The sequence below is a fragment of the Cognatiyoonia sp. IB215182 genome (assembly GCF_033963905.1).
Classification (GTDB): domain Bacteria; phylum Pseudomonadota; class Alphaproteobacteria; order Rhodobacterales; family Rhodobacteraceae; genus Yoonia.
This window is the reverse complement of the sequence record NZ_JAXBMB010000006.1, coordinates 44,982-62,575: the sequence shown is the minus strand read 5'-3', so window position 1 is coordinate 62,575 and position 17,594 is coordinate 44,982. Positions and strand designations below refer to the sequence as shown.

The following is a 17,594-nucleotide window of genomic DNA, read 5'->3' as shown; positions in this document are numbered from 1 at the left end:
CCCGCTGGGCGCGCTTTCTATTCTCAATAATTCGGCCTAGTGCGCCCGCGCACCTTCTCCATCGCCTGATGACTTGAGCGCGGCGGCGGCAGCTTCCTCAGCCGCCTCGTCCCATTCAATCGCCTCTGGCTTGCGTACGAGAGCGTGTTCCAACACCTCAGAGACATGCTTCACCGGGATGATGGTCAGCCCGTCTTTCACGTTGTCGGGAATCTCTGGCAGGTCCTTGGCGTTGTCTTGCGGGATCAGCACGGTTGTGATCCCACCACGCAAGGCCGCTAGCAGCTTTTCCTTCAGCCCGCCGATTGGCATCGCGTTCCCGCGGAGCGACACTTCGCCAGTCATGGCGATGTCCTTGCGCACCGGAATGCCGGTCAGGACCGAGACAATCGACGTCACCATGGCCAGACCGGCCGATGGACCATCTTTCGGCGTGGCACCGTCCGGCACGTGAACGTGTATGTCCAGCGTGTCGAACTTCGTCGGTTTCACACCGATCTCTGGCGCGATGGACCGCACGTAGGACGAGGCCGCATCAATCGACTCCTTCATCACGTCACCAAGCTTACCGGTCGTCTTCATCCGGCCCTTACCGGGCAGGCGCAACGCCTCGATATTCAGAAGGTCACCACCCACGCTGGTCCAGGCAAGGCCCGTGACCACACCGATCTGATCCTCTTCCTCGGCCAGGCCAAAGCGGTGTTTTTCCACCCCCAGGAAATCAGACAAATTGTCAGCCGTGACCTCAATAGTCTCAGCCTGCTTACGCACGATCTGCGTAACAGCCTTACGCGCGACCTTGGCCAGTTCCCGCTCCATATTCCGCACACCGGCTTCGCGGGTGTAGACCCGGATCATCGCCGTCAGCGCGTCATCAGAGACGGAGAATTCCTTCTCCTTCAGCCCGTGGTTTTTCATCACCTTCGGCAACAGATGCTGCCGCGCAATCTCGCGCTTTTCATCCTCGGTGTAGCCAGCCAGCGAAATGATCTCCATCCGATCCAGAAGCGGCCCCGGCATGTTGTACGAGTTCGCCGTAGTCAGGAACATCACGTTCGACAGATCATATTCCACCTCCAGATAGTGATCGACAAAAGTCGAGTTCTGCTCCGGATCAAGCACTTCCAGCATGGCCGACGCCGGATCACCCCGGAAATCCTGCCCCATCTTGTCGATCTCATCTAGTAGGATCAGCGGGTTCGTCGTTTTCGCCTTTTTCAGCGCCTGGATGATCTTGCCAGGCATGGACCCGATATAGGTCCGGCGGTGGCCGCGAATCTCGCTTTCATCACGCACACCACCCAAAGAGATGCGGATAAACTCACGCCCCGTGGCCTTGGCAACAGATTTACCAAGCGAGGTTTTACCCACACCCGGAGGGCCGACAAGGCACATGATGGGGCCTTTCAGCTTTTTGGAGCGTTGCTGAACGGCTAGATACTCAACGATCCGTTCCTTGACCTTCTCAAGACCGAAATGATCCGCATCCAGGATGTCCTGCGCGCGGTTCAGGTCTTTCTTGACGCGGGATTTCGTGCCCCATGGCACACCCAAAATCCAGTCAAGGTAGTTGCGCACAACTGTGGCCTCAGCAGACATCGGCGACATGTTCTTGAGCTTCTTCAGTTCCGCATCGACCTTTTCCTTGGCCTCTTTCGACAGCTTGGTTTCGGCGATCTTTGCCTCAAGCTCATCAACCTCGTTCTGGCCTTCCTCGCCGTCGCCCAATTCCTTCTGAATGGCCTTCATCTGCTCATTCAGATAATACTCGCGCTGCGTGCGCTCCATCTGGGATTTGACGCGTGTCTTGATCTTTTTCTCGACCTGCAGAACGGACATCTCACCCTGCATCAGGCCAAAGACCTTTTCCAGCCGCTCAGTCACAGACAACGTTTCCAAGAGGCCCTGTTTCTGGTCAACTTCAATGCCCAGATGGCCGGCCACAAGGTCGGCAAGCTTTGCGGGCTCTGTCGCGTCGCCGACAGCCGCCATCGCCTCTTCGGGGATGTTTTTCTTGATCTTGGCATAACGCTCAAACTCGGCCGAGACATTGCGCACAAGCGCCTCTAGCTCGGTCGGTTCACCGGGAATTTCTTCCAGATATTCGCAGCTCGCCTCGAAGAAATTCTCGTTTGGCACGAAGTCTGTGATGCGGACGCGGCTGCGGCCTTCGACCAACACCTTCACGGTGCCATCGGGCAGCTTGAGGAGTTGCAGCACATTGGCCAACACACCGGCCTTGTAAATTCCGTCCTGATCGGGGTCGTCCTGACCGGGGTCAACCTGACTGGACAGCAAGATCTGCTTGTCGTCCTGCATCACCTCTTCCAGGGCGCGCACGGATTTGTCCCGGCCCACAAAAAGCGGCACGATCATATGCGGGAACACCACAATGTCACGCAAAGGGAGAACGGGGTAAGATGAACTCAATGGTTCTTGCATGCTCTTTTCCTTTTTTGGCAAGACGCGCCCGTCCCGCTATGCGGCAACCTGGAGCGTCTCCTTGGCATCAACATGTGGGGTGATGTCGCAGGCGTTTCAACCAGACATGTCAATCGTCGCGCGCAGACTGCCCCTCACCGCACCGCTCTGCAAGCATACAAAGCGAAAATGATTAATCTTTGCCGACAAAGTGACCAATGCAAGACGAATAACCTCGCGTCAGACCCGCATCATCTGCTTTCGCGCCAGATGCAAACACAATGCCACAAGCAACAAAGCAAACCAAAACCACGATACGCATAACACCCTCAAACAACTTGGTATTGAAATGCGGGCAGTTTGGCATGGACGTGGCATGTCGTCAGGTCAGGGTTTCCCGACCGCAGTGGGTGGTATTTGACCCTGTTCCAGCCAGCCAATCACGGTTTCGGCAACGCGGGGGTCATTAGGCTGTTTCAACTGGCGCGGGTAGTCAGCAAAGCTGTCGGTGTCGGTCGCCCGCAGGATGTGGGACAGGCCGGAAATCCGGATCAGTTCGGCATGCGGGTTCAGCGCGGCAATCGCCGCGCCATCTTCGGGCGGGCATTGCGCATCATGCTCTGCGACGATAAGTAATGTGGGGTGCCGATTGCTGCGATGCGTCGCGTCAAGATCAGCCTCCACGAAGTCCCGCAACCAATGCGCGGGCACTTTGCGCAACCCAACCCGGATATGCGGGTTGTCGGTCTCTTCAAGCTTGCGCACAATGCGGGCCTGAACCTGACTGGGCCTGCCCATGATCCGGGTGGCGGTCCGCGCCAACCATCCCTGAATGCCGGTCCATTGATCAACCGCCTCATCCGCTCGTGCGGCCTGACGGATCAGAATTTCGCCACCCGGCGTGATATAGGGACAGATCAGGATCAATCCCGCCACGTCCTGTCCCTGCGCTGCCTCGGTCGCTATCGCCGTGCCTTCCGAATGCCCCAAAAGGTAGATCGGACCCAGACCCTGCGCCGCCCCGATCCACGCGCGCACATCCGCCACAAGCAGGGACTGACGCAGCGCCTGATAATCGCCGCCAGAGGCCCCGATCCCGCGTTTGTCCCATCGGATGCTGGCATATCCCGCCTTGGCCAGCGCCGCCGCGAGGTAAGCGAATGTCTGTAACTTAGCGGCTTTGCTGTTCTGGTCGCGGTCTAACGGGCCAGAGCCGTGGACAAGCAGAACAACGCCCTTTGGATCATCCGGGACAAGGCGCGTCCCGACAAGTGTGACGCCCAGACTTTCGACCCTGACCTCGGTTTCGGTCATAGCGGCGCAATGTCGCCCTGCGCGCGCCCGGCGTGAAAAGCCGCTTCCCAGGCATCAAAACCGCCTGCCGCAATCGCATCGCGCATGCCCTGCATGAGCTCCTGAAAGTAATGCAGGTTGTGCCAGGTCAGCAGCATGCCAGAAATCATCTCTTGCGCGCGGAAGACGTGGTGCAGATAGGCGCGGGAATAGTTGGCGCAGGCCGGACAAGTGCATTCTGCGTCCAGCGGGCGCGGATCCTCGGCATGACGGGCATTCTTGATGTTAACGACGCCGCGCCGGGTAAAGGCCTGCCCGGTCCTGCCAGAGCGGCTGGGCAGGACGCAATCCATCATGTCGATCCCGCGTTTCACGGCCCCCACGATGTCATCCGGCTTACCCACGCCCATCAGATAACGGGGGTTGTCCACGGGCAGCTGATCTGGCGCATAATCGAGAACGCCGAACATCGCCTCTTGCCCTTCTCCTACGGCAAGACCACCGACCGCATAGCCGTCAAACTCAATCGCGCGCAACGCCTCTGCCGATTGGGCGCGCAAATCCTCTTCAAGCCCGCCCTGCTGAATGCCGAACAAGGCATGGCCCGGGCGGTCGCCGAAAGCATCGCGCGAACGTCGCGCCCATCGCATCGATAATTCCATGCTGGTCCTGATCCGGTCGCGATCCGCAGGCAATGCCGGACATTCGTCGAAACACATCACAATGTCCGACCCCAAGAGCCGCTGGATCTCCATCGATCGTTCGGGTGTCAAGTGATGTTTGGTGCCGTCGATATGAGACTTAAAAGTCACGCCCTCTTCGGTCAGCTTGCGCAAATCCGACAGGCTCATCACTTGAAAGCCACCGCTATCGGTAAGGATTGGCTTGTCCCAATTCATGAACTTGTGCAGGCCGCCCAGCCGGTTAATACGCTCCGCCGTTGGACGCAGCATCAGGTGGTACGTATTACCGAGAAGGATATCGGCCCCCGTCGCTGCAACACTCTCTGGCAACATCGCCTTTACTGTGGCAGCCGTACCAACGGGCATGAAGGCAGGCGTCCGAATGTCACCTCGCGGGGTGGAGATCAAACCGGTTCGGGCCTTGCCGTCGGTCGCGTTGAGCGAGAATGAAAAGCGCTTGGTCATTCGCGCGTCATGTCCGATCCGCACCGAAATGCCAAGGGGTGAAGACCGCCATGAGCCCGGTTGCGATGTTGCGCTACGCATGTGCAGGATAACTCAGGCTAAAAATACAAAGTCCAGGGAAACCTTATGACCCAAACCAGTCAAAAAGACCGTATGATTGCCGGGGAGCTATATCGTGCGGGCGATCCGGAACTGGTGGCCGCGCGCAAAAGGGCCCAAGGTCTGATGCGGGCTTACAATCAGACCGTTTATGGTGACGACGACGCGCGGAAGCAGTTGCTCGGGGCACTGCTGGGTACCCATAACGGCGCGGTCATTCGGCCGCCCTTCTATGTCGATTACGGTTTCAACATTCATTGCGGTTCCGGGGTTTTCCTGAACTATGGCTGCGTTTTGCTGGATGTCTGTCCGATCCATATCGGCGCAGGCACACAGATCGGCCCAGGCACACAAATCCTCACGGCCGACCATCCCCGTGATCCGGCGCAGCGGGCCGAAGGGTTGGAGATGGGGCAACCGATCACCATCGGCGCGAATGTCTGGATCGGTGGCGGTGCACTCCTGCTGCCGGGGGTCACGATTGGCGATGATGCTGTTGTTGGTGCGGGTGCGGTCGTGACGCGTGATGTCGCTGCGGGACAAACCGTTGTGGGCAACCCTGCCCGACCGCTGGCATCACTTGATTAGTCTCATCCTGCGTCACGCGGGCGCCGCCCCTTTACGGGCGAGGGGCTAAACCCTATATCTTCACTCAGGATTAGGGATAGATCGTGATGACCGACACCAACACTCAGCTTGAAGGGGCGCCTATGATCGCGCCATCCACCACCGATCATCCACTTTACGACGATATCGTGCAAGCGTGTCGTTCGGTCTACGATCCGGAAATCCCAGTCAATATCTACGATCTTGGCCTGATCTATACGATTGATATCAAAGAAGATAACGCGGTGAGTGTCATTATGACACTAACAGCACCGGGTTGCCCCGTCGCGGGCGAAATGCCGGGTTGGGTCGCCGACGCCATCGAACCACTGCCCGGTGTCAAACAGGTTGATGTCGAAATGACGTTTGAGCCGCAATGGGGCATGGACATGATGTCTGACGAAGCCAGGCTTGAACTGGGCTTTATGTAAGCAGGCATGGCCTCCAGCCAGAAAGACCGCATGATCGCCGGCAAGGCCTGTGCACCCGGCAATTTCGAATTGGTGACGGTGCGCAAACGGGCGCAGGCGCTGATGCAATCATCGGGGCAGACAGCGTGGTCACCCGCAATGTGGCGGCCAGAGGAACGGTAATCGGTAATCCGGCAGGGCCGCCGGGACCGGATAGCTGATGCCTGTGAGACGGACCGAGCCGCCGTTAAGCCTGTGCCGTCAAAGCTGCTTTCGTAAGACACAAGACTGATTTGAGATGCCAATTATCTGGATTTGTGGTCTTGTGCCGCAGATTACATCAGTAACTAAGGCAACACGATCCATGATGATGCTTGCGAACTTCCTTCAACCAGGCTTGGTGCCGAATGCGTCAACTTTGCAGGTAGCGATTGAAAGATACGGATTTCCCCTGATCATACCCGACAACTGGGACGTAAGCAGCCGCGAGGGCGACTTCAAATTCGAGTTGGCGGGCGGGCGTGCAGATGCACAGTATGACTATGACAGGTTTGAATCTGAGTTTTTTGACATTGATGAATTCATCGAAAATGAGGAGCTGGACAAAGGTCCAGAACGCTTACTGCGCAATGCCGTGGCGGATCGCACAAGATGCCTCTGCTTTGTACTTGCCGGTGAGCCAGAGCATGCCGCGGTTGGCTTCATTTTGAGTTATTGCCTTGTAAAGGACTTTGGCGCCGTTTGCTTCGACGCTGATCTTCTCATGGGTGAAAGTGTCGAACCGTTGTCTTTAGAGGCCATAAAAGCTGAAGTAGACGACCTGATTGTGGGTCACCTTTCGACCACATAGCGTTCGATAGCATCGGTCCCTTGACCGGAAAGGCCAGTAAGAGCAGCCATTCGTGTAACTCGCAGCGTCGGTCACTCTGGGCACTCTGCAACCCTTTCAGCGGAACGCATTTGTCGCTACACTTTTACTAATTTGTCAGTTTGCCGTTACAAACGGCCTTCATGCCGACGCGGTGAACAATACTGGAGTCTGCTATGAAATGTCTTTCCCTGAGCCTGATTGCCATCCTTGTGGGCACGTCAGCCATTGCCGAAGTCGCGCTGACATATGGTCCGCGCCCGGCCTTTCTGATCGCACAAATGGATGACAGCCCGTTGAAAACACAGCTGGAATCCTGCGCAATGCAGACCCCGCAAAAATCGGACTTCTCCATCGGCCACCGGGGGGCGCCACTCTTGTTCCCTGAACACACCGTCGAATCAAACGTGGCTGCCGCGCAGATGGGGGCGGGCATCCTCGAATGTGATGTAACCTTTACATCCGACCTGGAACTGGTTTGCCGTCACGCGCAAAACGACCTGCACACGACAACCAACATCCTGGTCACCGATCTGGCGGATCAATGCACCACACCGTTCAGCCCCGCATCGGGTGACACAGCGGCGACTGCGGAATGCCGAACCAGCGATATCACACTGGCCGAGTTCCAAACGCTTGAGCCAAAAATGGATGCGTCCGACAGCAGCGCCACAACGCCTGAGGAGTATCTCGGGGGCACCGCGAACTGGCGCACCGATCTTTATGTCGACAACACCACGCTGATGACCCATGCGGAATCCATCGAAATCTTCCGCGATCTGGGTGCCAAATTCACACCGGAGCTGAAGACACCATCGGTTGATATGCCTTTCAACGGCTTTAGCCAGGAAGACTACGCGCAGAAGCTGGTGGACGAATACAAGGCCGCCGGGGTGCCTGCCTCCGACGTCTGGCTGCAATCCTTTAACCTTGAAGACGTACTCTACTGGATTGAAAACGAACCGGAATTCGGCGCGCAGGCCGTGTATCTGATGGATGAATACGATATCGAAGGCTATTCGCCCATGGACCCCAGCACCTGGCCCAACACGATGGAAGAGCTCAAGGCGATGGGCATCCAGTACGTAGCCCCGCCCACATGGATGCTGCTGACCGTCGAGAATGGTGAGATTGTTCCTTCAGCCCTTGCGAATGCTGCGAATGCGGCGGATTTGAACATCATCACCTGGACACTGGAACGCTCTGGCCCCTTGGGTGGTGGCGGCGGCTGGTATTTCCAGTCCGTGGCAGAAGTGACCGACAATGACGGCGTCTATTTCGAGGTCCTTGATGCCTTGGCCCAGGATGTGGGCGTTGTTGGCGTCTTCTCTGACTGGCCAGCGACAACGACCTATTACGCGAATTGCATGGGGCTTTAAGCCACACTCATCCGGGGGTGCCCAGCGCCCCCGGATCTTTGCTTTGATATACAGCAAATAAATTTCCTTGCTTTATAGAAGAGCAAATATTACCTTTTGCTCATGCAAAAGTATCCCATCTGCGCTGTTCTGACTGGCGATCTGATCAAATCACGCAAGGCAGATATCTCAACCGTCGAGGCGACGCTGACTATCCTGCGCGATGCTGCAAAGCGCTTTGGCAAGGCTTGGGACATTGATCTGCGGTTTACGCGCTATCGCGGTGATGGTTGGCAGATCGTGCTGACGAACCCCAACCTGCTCTTGGACGCCGCGCTTTACATCATTGCCCGGCTAAAGGCCGATCACTCCCAAATCGACACGCGCTTTTCAATAGGCGTTGGCGCCTTCGAAACCCTTGGGACGCGCGATCTGGCCGATGCAACAGGCACGGCATTCTTCACATCCGGTGACCTCCTCGATCATATGGGCGGCAACAGATTGATCGCCCTTGCGGGCCAGGGCATAGACAACGCCGAGGTCGCGATTGTCGATCTGGCCGAATGCGTCGCCAGCGGCTGGACGGCTACCCAGGCCCAGGCGATTGCGCTCTGGCTGGAAGGTGAGTTCAAACGCCACGAAGACATCGCCGCCCATCTGGGTGTCACGCGACAGGCAGTGCAAAGCCGATTGTCGGGCGCGGGCCTCCCCTATTTTGACAATGCGCTTTACGCTATCCGCAATCACGACTTTTCAGAAAACACGGCAAAATCAAAATGCTGACTACCGCCCTCGCCCTCTTTCTGGCCCATCTGCTGGCCGATTACCCGCTCCAGAACAGCTGGATCCTCGCCAACAAGAAAAAGCCAGAGGCGATGGCCGCCCATATCGGCATTGTGTTCGTGCTCTCGTTCATCGCGCTAAAGGGAGAGCTTCTGCCAACGCTCACGATCGCGGGCACACATCTGGTCATCGACCTGATCAAGACACACTACGCCCCCGACAAGCTCTGGCCCTATATCACCGATCAACTGGCACATTATGCCGTCATCATAGGTGTCCTGTGGTTCTGGCCAGAACTCGCGCTTCTCTGGCCCGACGCATCAATCTGGACGCAATATGCCTTGGCCGTTAGCGCTGGGCTGATCCTGTGCGTTTTTGCTGGGGGGCCAGCCATCGGCCTCTTGATGTCGGATTTCCAGAACATCGAACATGCAGGCCTGCCAGCTGCCGGTCGCATGATCGGCCTTCTCGAGCGTGCACTGATTTACTTGATGGTACTCACCGGCCAACCCGCCGGGATCGGCTTTCTGATTGCCGCGAAATCCATCCTGCGGTTCGACACAGCCTCAAAAGATCAGCGCGCGAGCGAATATGTGATCATCGGTACGCTCGCCTCCTTCGGCTGGGCGCTTTTGATCAGCTATGCGACATTGTCGCTCATCACAATCACCGGGATCGACCCGACACCATCTTGAGCGGGCCGTCGCCCTGCCCTACATATACTGCCAAAGGAGCACCAATATGTTCGGCATTCCAGGTAAACAGGCCGTCACGATCACCGACAAGGCCGCCGCACAAATCGCCAAGCTGATGGACAAGGATGGCCATCAGGGCCTGCGCATTGGCGTCAAAAAGGGCGGCTGTGCGGGCATGGAATACACGATGGATTATGTCACCGAGGTGGATCCGCTTGATGAAGTGGTCGAGCAGGATGGCGCCCGCGTGATGATCGCACCCATGGCGCAGATGTTCCTATTCGGTACGGAGATCGACTACGAAGTCTCGCTCCTTGAAGCTGGTTTCAAATTCCGCAATCCCAATGTGACCGACGCCTGCGGCTGCGGTGAATCGATCAAGTTCGATGAAAACCTGACCGCCAAGTAATGGCCGTCAGCGACGCAGATATCGCGTTCGCCACCGACCTTTTCTCTGATCTGGGCCATGTCACGTCGCGCAAGATGTTCGGCGGGCTTGGGCTTTATCTGGACGCCGCAATCTTTGCCCTGGTCAGCAGCGAGGGGCGCATCTACGTCAAGACAACGCCCGAGACCGCCGCAATGCTCGCCGATGAAGGGGCCGAACAGTTCCACAACATGCCCTATTGGTCGCTTCCCGAAAGCGCCTTGGACGATCCTGAGACGGCATGTGATTGGGCCCGGCGGTTTCTGACGTCCTGACATCGCCGCCATGGCAGCCACCATCCCTTCCGCTTCCGGCGCGGACTTGCTAGCAAGTCACCGGACCAGACGAAAGGACCCGGACCCATGCCTCGCAAACTCGCCGCCGGAAACTGGAAGATGAACGGGCTGCGCGCCAATCTGGTGGAGCTTGCCAAGCTAGAGGAAAAGCACGGCGATGCACATGTGGACATCCTGATCTGCCCGCCCACAACGCTGATCAGCGCTTGCGAAGACACGCCTTTCGACATCGGCGGGCAGGATTGCCATGTGGCCGTAAGCGGCGCCCATACCGGCGATATCAGTGCAGAGATGCTGGCCGATGCCGGGGCAAGCTATGTGATCACGGGGCATTCCGAACGTCGGACAGATCATGGCGAAACCAGTGCCGATGTCGCAGCCAAGGCTCGCGCGGCCTATGATGCCGGGCTGATCGCGATCATCTGCATCGGCGAGACACTGGAAGAGCGCGAAGGCGGCACCACACTGGCCGTCATCGACGCCCAGCTCAAAGGCTCCGTGCCGGACACAGCCGATGCCGAAAACACCGTGATCGCCTATGAGCCTGTCTGGGCCATCGGCACCGGTAAAGTACCGACGCTGGCGCAAATCGGCGAGGTCCATGCCCATATCCGCAAGAAGCTAACGGATCAGTTCAACGACGGCGCTGAAATGCGCATCCTCTATGGCGGTTCTGTCAAAGGCAGCAATGCAAGCGACATCTTCAGCGTGGCAGATGTTGACGGCGCGCTTGTTGGCGGTGCGAGCCTGAAGGCAGAGGATTTTTCTCCAATCATTACGGCGCTGGAGAATAGTTGACCCGTTCTAAAGCGGCTCATCCATGACTGAGCGTAGCTTTGTGATTGCCGTCTCAATATCCTTGATGACTGCATCAGCGCCCACCATGTGAATGATGTCCGGGTGATGATCGAGGATGTTTCCAGCCACAACGATATGCGCCAGCGGCTGCGTGATCCGCAAAGCGAGGATGAGCCGGATCAGCGGCTGCATCATCCCGTCGCTGTTTGCCACAAGAACAATGGCTTGATAGCTGCGATGTTCGGCCTGATCGACGAGAACTTCGTGATCAAGACCGACCATCATATCCACGTCCCACCCTTCGCGGCGAAACAGGTCGGTGGCCATCTCAATACCAAGCGTATGGGTCTCTCCGGGGACCAGCGCAAAGAGCGCCGGCTTTTCATCGCGCCCAAACACGATTCCGGGCGCGACGATGTGGCGTAGGCCGCGAATAATCCGATAAAGCTTTGCGCACCCCAATGTGACATCAATGAACGACACTTCATCAGCATCCCACATCTCGCCAAGTCGCCGCGCGGCACCAGCGACGTAACCCAGATAGATCGCATCGACATCCACGCCATCACGGCGGGCGGCCATGATCAGTTGATCGGCGGCATCTTCGTTGGGTGATAGCAATGCGGAACAAAGCAGATCTATCTCTGCGACACCTGGCAGATCCTCTTTGCGCATTGTCCTGGGCATACGAAACCTCAAACGCCTCACAACTTCACGCGCGAGGTCATTGACTGCCTCGCGCGGTAGCTTCTGCTTGGCCAATCGAAATTGCTGATCGGCCCGGTCGTATTCGGAGCGGTCGAACGCACCTTCGTCCATTGGCACTCTGGCCATGAACGCTCCCTCCCTTGCTGGCAAATTGAGTGCCACACGTTCCCTGTTCCCGATAGGACGGCATTCAATTGCATGCAGGCTAGCACAAAAAAGAGGCAGGCCTGGCGCGTCAGAATGTCGCGTGAAACACCTAAAGGATGTTTTGCAACACGACGCACATCTCAAAGATGTATTTTTGATTATGTCTGGCACGAGTTGCGCGGTGACCGGCCATCGAAGCGTAAGGCAAAGCCAGAAGCTAGCCGCGCTTGCAAAGCGCAGTGCTCTTGACCAAACCTGCGGCTATGGAATGCCTCGACCAATCCCCGACCGACCCGGTTTTTGTACAGAACCCATACCCATTCTATGACCGCGCAAGGGCAGCGGGCGATTTTTTCTGGTGGAGCGACTATGACATGGCGTGTGCTGTCAGCCATGAAGCCGTCCATGCGGTTTTGCGCCACAAGAGAATGGGACGCGAGGCACCCCCTGAAAAAGCGCCGGACATTCCTCCCAAACTGCGTCCATTCTACGACGTCGAAGCGCATTCGATGCTGGAACTCGAACCTCCACGCCATACGCGGCTGCGCGCGTTGGTCTTGCGCGCCTTTACGAGCCGCACGATCGCAGCGCTGGAGCCTGAAATCACCCGGCTTTGCCATGATCTGATTGATCAGTTCCCTGATCATCCTTTCGATCTTTTAACCCATTATGCCCAGCCCGTCCCGGTTCAGATCATCGCCCGCCTGCTTGGAGTACCGGGGTCCCATGCTGACGATCTGCTGCGCTGGTCCAATGCCATGGTCGCCATGTATCAGGCACGCCGCACGTCCCAGATCGAGGATGCGGCGATAACGGCCACAAACGAATTTACCGCCTTCATGCGCGACACAATCACCCAGCGGCGTGCCTCGCCTGGGCGCGATCTGATCTCAAGCCTCATCGCCGCGCGTGATGAGGGAGATAAGCTCAGCGAGGACGAATTGATCACAACCTGCATTCTTTTGTTGAATGCGGGCCACGAGGCAACGGTGCACACGTTGGGCAATGGAACCAAGACGCTGCTTGAGCACGATCATCGTGAGATCACCGAAACCTGCGTGGAAGAAATCATCCGCTATGACCCACCGCTGCATATGTTCACGCGCTGGGTCTATGAAGATGTTGAGATGGCGGGGCACCAGTTCCGACGCGGTGACCAGATCGCCTGCATATTGGGCGCCGCTAACCGCGACCCGGCAGCCTACACCGCGCCCAACGTGTTTGACCCAGAGCGTAAGGGACCCAAGAACACCAGCTTCGGTGGCGGCATTCATTTCTGTGTCGGCGCGCCGCTCGCGCGGCTGGAGTTACAGATCGCCCTCAACGCACTTTTTGAACGTTGTCCGGACCTCCAGATCACTGCAACACCCAGTTATGGCGACGTCTATCATTTCCACGGTTTGGAAAAACTGATGGTCCAGACGCATGCAAACAAAGGTTGAATTGCGACACAGGCGCAAAAAAATGACCGTCAGCACAATACCATCTGTTGCGTCTTGCAAGATGAAGTGTTTAGCACCAGCCCCAACAATAGGGGGATGTCCTGTGACCAGTCAGAAATACCTTACAATCGTTGCCGTCCTGACATTGGCTGCCTGCGAAACCGTTCCCGGGCCTGATGGGCAGCGCTACCTGCGCAATGTGCCCGAGGGCGTCCTGGCCATCGCGGCGCCATTTCAGGATCTGGAAAGGGTCGTGCTGCTGGAAGAGGACAACTGCTACTGGTACAGCCACGCAGGGCCAGTTGAGACCACACTCTTGCCACTGCGCACAAAAGAAGGCCGGCCGATTTGTGCGGCCAGCCCGGAAGAGGTTCCGGCGACCTAGCTGCGGGCCGTCACACCGTCTTCGGTCGCATAAAGCACGGCGGTTGATCCGGTGCCCACCTGATCATAGAGGCCAATGATGTGGGCCATGACCATCCGCACGCAGCCAGAGCTGGCGCGACCACCGATGGAGCGCGGTGATGGTGTGCCATGAATACGCAGATATGTGTCGCGTCGGCCCACATAAAGATAAAACGCGCGTGAGCCCAGCGGATTGGTCGGGCCACCATCAACGCCATCTTTGAAACGCTCGAACGAGCGTGGATCGCGTTCGATCATGTCGTCTGTGGGACGCCACGTCGGCCACTTTGCCTTGCGCCGGATTGTGTAAGTGCCCGGCTCATAAAGGCTGCCCCGCGCGATGGCCACGCCATAGCGCATCGCTGTTCCATCGGGCCGGATATGGTAGAGATACCGCGCAATCGCATCGACATGGATGTCACCCGGCGTCAGGTTTGGATTGGCTTCCACAATTGTTGGCAAAAAGCGCGGATGCAGCCCCCAGGGGTTCGACGTGAACGGGTCGTAATTGCGTGGCGTGACCCGCGCATCCCATCCAGCCCAACGTGACGGGGGGGAGACCGGAGGCCGTGGCGGCTCTTCCTCGATGAGAGCTGCCGGATCGACAGGTTCCGCCTCGGGGTCGACCTCCTGTCCAAAGACCGGCTGGGCGATCGGGGCGGAAAACAGCGCCGTTGATGTCATAATGAAATGACGTCGATTGAACATGGCTCACCTATCTCGTTTGGCTACAGATATGACCCGCAGATGGTTACGCAGGAATCGGCGTGGAAACAACGGCTTCCGTGTCACTTTCGGGTCATTTGCCCCAAACCGTGTCCCAAACGCATTGGGTTTAATCGGTTTGAGGCGATGTACCGCTAGTAGCGCACCAGCCGGTCCGGCGTGATCCTGTAGGTCAAGTCCGCAAGGTCATGAGCGTCCATAAAGCGGGCGATGGATCCGAATGTGGCCGTACGGACGACCGAACCGTGGTCAGCCGTTGTCAAAGCCCGCGACGCTGCGGGCGCGAAAAGCCGCTGCAGGCCGTTTAGTCTGACCTCTTGCCCCTGAAAATGCGCGGCGATGTTGGCCTTGATCTGACGCGGATCGGATGTGTCATAAAGGGCCGCCATCAGCACATCGAGCGTATGTTCGGTGCAATTCTGAAACTGCGCCGAACCGGGATTGGCAAGAACCGAATAGGTCGGATTGTGCAAAGCGGCATAGGTCGGGCTGGTGATCACATCCAGCAATTGCTGCTGCAGACGCGGATCGGGAATGATCACACCCGCATCAAGCCGCTGTGCCGCCGCAAAAAAATCAGCCGGGCTGTCCTGGATCAGGTCACTGCGCGCCAGATCTCCGTTGCGCTGGTAGAGGTTATAGACGCGATACCCCCGCCCCTTCTGGCCATTTGACTGCGTGACCTCGGAGTAAACCCAGAAGGCCACATGGGTATATCGGATCCCTTCGGGCAGTAACGACGGGTCTCGGCCAATGCGCGCCACGATTGCAACATTGGCCCCGCGTGCGGCCAGGTCCTGCTGCACACGGTTCGAGAATGCGGCTACCTCGTTGGCCGGTAAGACCGGATTTGCGGCACTGCTACTGCCCGCATTTGCTGAGGCGGGCAGTGCGCAGCCTGCAACGATACTCAAGATTGCTAAGAGTTTTCTCATTGTTCCTGATCCCCTAACGCAGTCTTGGCGGGCCATCAGGCGTCGGGCAGGCACGTTGCGGCGCAACTGTGCCAGTCGGACAGGTATGTGTGGGTGCATGGCCCAAGGTCGCATCCAGAACCTCTACCCCAGCCACCACAGCGCCTTCCCCAACCTCTTCTAGGGCGGCACCGGTGACACTCAGAACGGAACCGGCCGCCACAACGGGCACTGCAGTTACCGTCGCAGCACTTGTAGCCGCCGCGCTGACACCATGGCTGGTCGCCTGTGCACTATGATCAGCCGATTGCGCAGCATGCTGCACGCTTGGCGCCGCACAAGCCGTCACAAGGCCTAGGATTGCGGGAAGCGCTATCACTTTCAGGGGTTTCATTGCTTCACTCCAACTATGAACATTGTTCAATTCTTAACAGAGCGGCGAATTTACATCAACAAAAAAATGAACGTCGTTCACGTTGGTAAGGAATTCCTGACCTCATCATCAAGGGTTGTTGTCGCAGCCCACATCCTCCATCCCTTCAGCACGTTTGATCGAGGGGAACGCTATGGCGAATGTTGCCGTTTTCGGCTTGGGTGCGATGGGATACGGCATCGCGCAATCAATCCTGCGTGCACAGCATCATGTTTGGGGCGTTGACCTTGATGTATCGGCAGTGGACCGATTTCAAAGCGCGGGTGGCGTGACCTCAGATCTGGAGCCGGGCAGTCTTGATGCAGCCGTCATCGTGGTATTGAACGCAGATCAGACCGAAGACGTGCTGTTTGGCGCCACCGGGATTGCTCTGCTGATGAAACCCGGGGCTGTCGTGCTTGGATGCGCGACAGTACCGCCCGATTTTGCACGCGACATGGCCGCAAGATGCAAGGCCAATCAGATCCACTATCTGGACGCACCGATTTCGGGCGGGGCGGCAAAGGCGGCCGCGGGACAGCTTTCCGTCATGGCCTCCGGCACGGGCGAGGCATTTGAAGCGGCTCGGCCAATCCTGGATGCAATGGCAGATACGGTATTTGAGCTAGGCGATGATGCTGGAGCTGGTTCTGCCATGAAAGCGGTCAATCAAATGCTCGCCGGCATACACATCGCGGCAATGGCCGAAGCGATGACATTTGGCATGACCCAGGGCATCGCGCCCGCCGATTTTCTGCGAGTGATCAGCAAATGCGCCGGGACATCATGGATGCTGGAAAACCGCGCGCCGCATATCGTGGATGGCGACTACACGCCGCATTCGTCAGTGACAATCTGGCCCAAGGATCTAGGCATTGTCCGCGATATCGCTCAATCGGCGGGGTTTGACGCACCCATAACTGACACGGCCCTCGCACAATATGAAAAAGCCATAGCGATGGGTCTGGGCGCCGAGGATGACGCCGCGATTGCGAAGGTCTATGCGGCACAAGCCGGTCTCACCCTGCCCCGCGCCAAGAACTAGGCCTCAGAGCGGCAGTGCTACTGTCGATTTGATCTCTTCCATCGACAAAAGCGCCGTGACGTTGTGCACTTTTACCTCTGAAATCAGCGCCTGATAGAATGTGTCGTAGGCCCGCGCGTTCTGCACCCGTACTTTCAGGATGTAATCGATATCCCCCGCCAGCCTGTGCGCCTCTTGCACTTCTGGCCTTGATTTTAACGCCTTGAGGAACCGGCCCTGCCAGTCTGCATCGTGCTCTGACGTGCGGATCAGGACAAAGAAACAGGCCTCAAACCCAAGCGCCTCGGCATCCAAAAGCACTGTCTGCTGCCCGATAATCCCGGCCTCGCGCATCTTGCGAATCCTGTTCCAGACAGGGGTCTTGGACGACCCGATTTCCTTGGCGATTTCGTCCAGCGATTGCGCTGCATCCGCCTGCAGCGCCGCCAAAATTTTCCGGTCTGTGGCATCAATCCGCACGGTCATTCTCAATTCTCCCAAATCCAAGGACAGGTGGTCTGAATTCAGCACAACCTGGAACATATGTCCTTAACTGACACCCGAGGGAGGCAAATAGCAGAACGTTGTTCTATATTGAACCCAAGAAATTCGAG

Annotated in this window: 20 protein-coding genes and 1 pseudogene; 13 read left to right on the top strand and 8 right to left on the bottom strand. The window is 57.6% G+C overall.

The window, feature by feature from the left end; all coding sequences use genetic code 11:
• Positions 1-36: 36 nt before the first annotated feature.
• From lon to tgt, 3 genes are all read right to left on the bottom strand, one after another.
• Positions 37-2,442: an endopeptidase La gene (gene lon, locus SLH47_RS13160; RefSeq protein WP_320240014.1), complete on the bottom strand. Its 2,406-nt coding sequence runs from the start codon at positions 2,440-2,442 to the stop codon at positions 37-39.
• A 366-nt stretch (positions 2,443-2,808) separates the two neighbouring features.
• Entirely contained in the window at positions 2,809-3,735 is a 927-nt protein-coding gene (locus tag SLH47_RS13155; RefSeq protein WP_320240013.1) for an alpha/beta hydrolase, read from the bottom strand.
• Positions 3,732-4,862 carry a tRNA guanosine(34) transglycosylase Tgt gene (gene tgt / locus SLH47_RS13150; protein ID WP_320240012.1) on the bottom strand — a complete coding sequence of 377 codons (1,131 nt, stop codon included), beginning with the start codon at positions 4,860-4,862 and terminating at the stop codon, positions 3,732-3,734. Before tgt ends, SLH47_RS13155 begins: the two co-directional genes overlap by 4 nt.
• A 126-nt stretch (positions 4,863-4,988) precedes the next feature.
• Here tgt and SLH47_RS13145 point away from each other — a divergent pair, with 126 nt between their 5' ends.
• From SLH47_RS13145 to tpiA, 10 genes and pseudogenes are all read left to right on the top strand, one after another.
• Positions 4,989-5,549, top strand: coding sequence for a sugar O-acetyltransferase (locus tag SLH47_RS13145; RefSeq protein ID WP_320240011.1), 561 nt, complete (start codon positions 4,989-4,991; stop codon positions 5,547-5,549).
• Positions 5,550-5,635: 86 nt separating this feature from the next.
• Complete coding sequence (locus tag SLH47_RS13140; protein ID WP_320240010.1) at positions 5,636-5,998, top strand: SUF system Fe-S cluster assembly protein; 363 nt, start codon at positions 5,636-5,638, stop codon at positions 5,996-5,998.
• Positions 5,999-6,063: 65 nt separating this feature from the next.
• Positions 6,064-6,198: pseudogene (locus tag SLH47_RS26380) on the top strand (sugar O-acetyltransferase); the annotation flags it as partial.
• 77 nt (positions 6,199-6,275) lie between these two features.
• Positions 6,276-6,827 carry a hypothetical protein gene (locus SLH47_RS13130; protein WP_320240008.1) on the top strand — a complete coding sequence of 184 codons (552 nt, stop codon included), beginning with the start codon at positions 6,276-6,278 and terminating at the stop codon, positions 6,825-6,827.
• Between the two features lie 194 nt (positions 6,828-7,021).
• Positions 7,022-8,224, top strand: a complete 1,203-nt coding sequence (locus SLH47_RS13125; RefSeq protein ID WP_320240007.1) for a glycerophosphodiester phosphodiesterase family protein — start codon at positions 7,022-7,024, stop codon at positions 8,222-8,224.
• A gap of 102 nt (positions 8,225-8,326) precedes the next feature.
• Positions 8,327-8,986, top strand: coding sequence for a hypothetical protein (locus SLH47_RS13120; protein ID WP_320240006.1), 660 nt, complete (start codon positions 8,327-8,329; stop codon positions 8,984-8,986).
• A complete protein-coding gene (locus SLH47_RS13115) occupies positions 8,980-9,681 on the top strand; it encodes a DUF3307 domain-containing protein (protein ID WP_320240005.1) in 702 nt (233 codons plus the stop codon). The genes SLH47_RS13120 and SLH47_RS13115 overlap by 7 nt, the downstream gene beginning before the upstream one ends.
• A gap of 46 nt (positions 9,682-9,727) precedes the next feature.
• Entirely contained in the window at positions 9,728-10,090 is a 363-nt protein-coding gene (locus SLH47_RS13110; RefSeq protein WP_320240004.1) for an iron-sulfur cluster assembly accessory protein, read from the top strand.
• A complete protein-coding gene (locus SLH47_RS13105; protein WP_320240003.1) occupies positions 10,090-10,383 on the top strand; it encodes a TfoX/Sxy family protein in 294 nt (97 codons plus the stop codon). The genes SLH47_RS13110 and SLH47_RS13105 overlap by 1 nt, the downstream gene beginning before the upstream one ends.
• 87 nt (positions 10,384-10,470) lie before the next feature.
• On the top strand, positions 10,471-11,202 hold the full coding sequence (tpiA, locus tag SLH47_RS13100; RefSeq protein WP_320240002.1) for a triose-phosphate isomerase: 732 nt from the start codon (positions 10,471-10,473) through the stop codon (positions 11,200-11,202).
• A 6-nt stretch (positions 11,203-11,208) separates the two neighbouring features.
• On the opposite strand, the gene SLH47_RS13095 is transcribed toward tpiA, so the two are convergent.
• On the bottom strand, positions 11,209-12,036 hold the full coding sequence (locus SLH47_RS13095) for a cobalamin-binding protein (RefSeq protein ID WP_320240001.1): 828 nt from the start codon (positions 12,034-12,036) through the stop codon (positions 11,209-11,211).
• A 284-nt stretch (positions 12,037-12,320) separates the two neighbouring features.
• Here SLH47_RS13095 and SLH47_RS13090 point away from each other — a divergent pair, with 284 nt between their 5' ends.
• Both SLH47_RS13090 and SLH47_RS13085 read left to right on the top strand, forming a co-directional pair.
• Entirely contained in the window at positions 12,321-13,499 is a 1,179-nt protein-coding gene (locus SLH47_RS13090) for a cytochrome P450 (protein ID WP_320240000.1), read from the top strand.
• A 103-nt stretch (positions 13,500-13,602) separates the two neighbouring features.
• Positions 13,603-13,884: a hypothetical protein gene (locus SLH47_RS13085; protein WP_320239999.1), complete on the top strand. Its 282-nt coding sequence runs from the start codon at positions 13,603-13,605 to the stop codon at positions 13,882-13,884.
• Here the strand turns inward: SLH47_RS13085 and SLH47_RS13080 are convergent.
• The 3 genes from SLH47_RS13080 to SLH47_RS13070 all read right to left on the bottom strand — a co-directional run bounded on the left by SLH47_RS13080 (position 13,881) and on the right by SLH47_RS13070 (position 15,938).
• The gene (locus tag SLH47_RS13080) at positions 13,881-14,612 is read right to left on the bottom strand and encodes a L,D-transpeptidase (RefSeq protein ID WP_320239998.1); all 732 of its coding nucleotides are present in this window, start codon (positions 14,610-14,612) and stop codon (positions 13,881-13,883) included. The genes SLH47_RS13085 and SLH47_RS13080 overlap by 4 nt on opposite strands.
• A gap of 152 nt (positions 14,613-14,764) precedes the next feature.
• Positions 14,765-15,565 (bottom strand): DUF2145 domain-containing protein, encoded by an 801-nt coding sequence (locus SLH47_RS13075; RefSeq protein WP_320239997.1) that lies wholly within the window; start codon positions 15,563-15,565, stop codon positions 14,765-14,767.
• 13 nt (positions 15,566-15,578) lie between these two features.
• A complete protein-coding gene (locus SLH47_RS13070) occupies positions 15,579-15,938 on the bottom strand; it encodes a hypothetical protein (protein ID WP_320239996.1) in 360 nt (119 codons plus the stop codon).
• Between the two features lie 172 nt (positions 15,939-16,110).
• Between SLH47_RS13070 and ltnD the strand changes: the two genes are divergently transcribed.
• A complete protein-coding gene (ltnD, locus tag SLH47_RS13065) occupies positions 16,111-17,001 on the top strand; it encodes an L-threonate dehydrogenase (protein WP_320239995.1) in 891 nt (296 codons plus the stop codon).
• Positions 17,002-17,004: 3 nt separating this feature from the next.
• On the opposite strand, the gene SLH47_RS13060 is transcribed toward ltnD, so the two are convergent.
• Entirely contained in the window at positions 17,005-17,466 is a 462-nt protein-coding gene (locus SLH47_RS13060) for an Lrp/AsnC family transcriptional regulator (protein ID WP_320239994.1), read from the bottom strand.
• Positions 17,467-17,594: the final 128 nt, after the last annotated feature.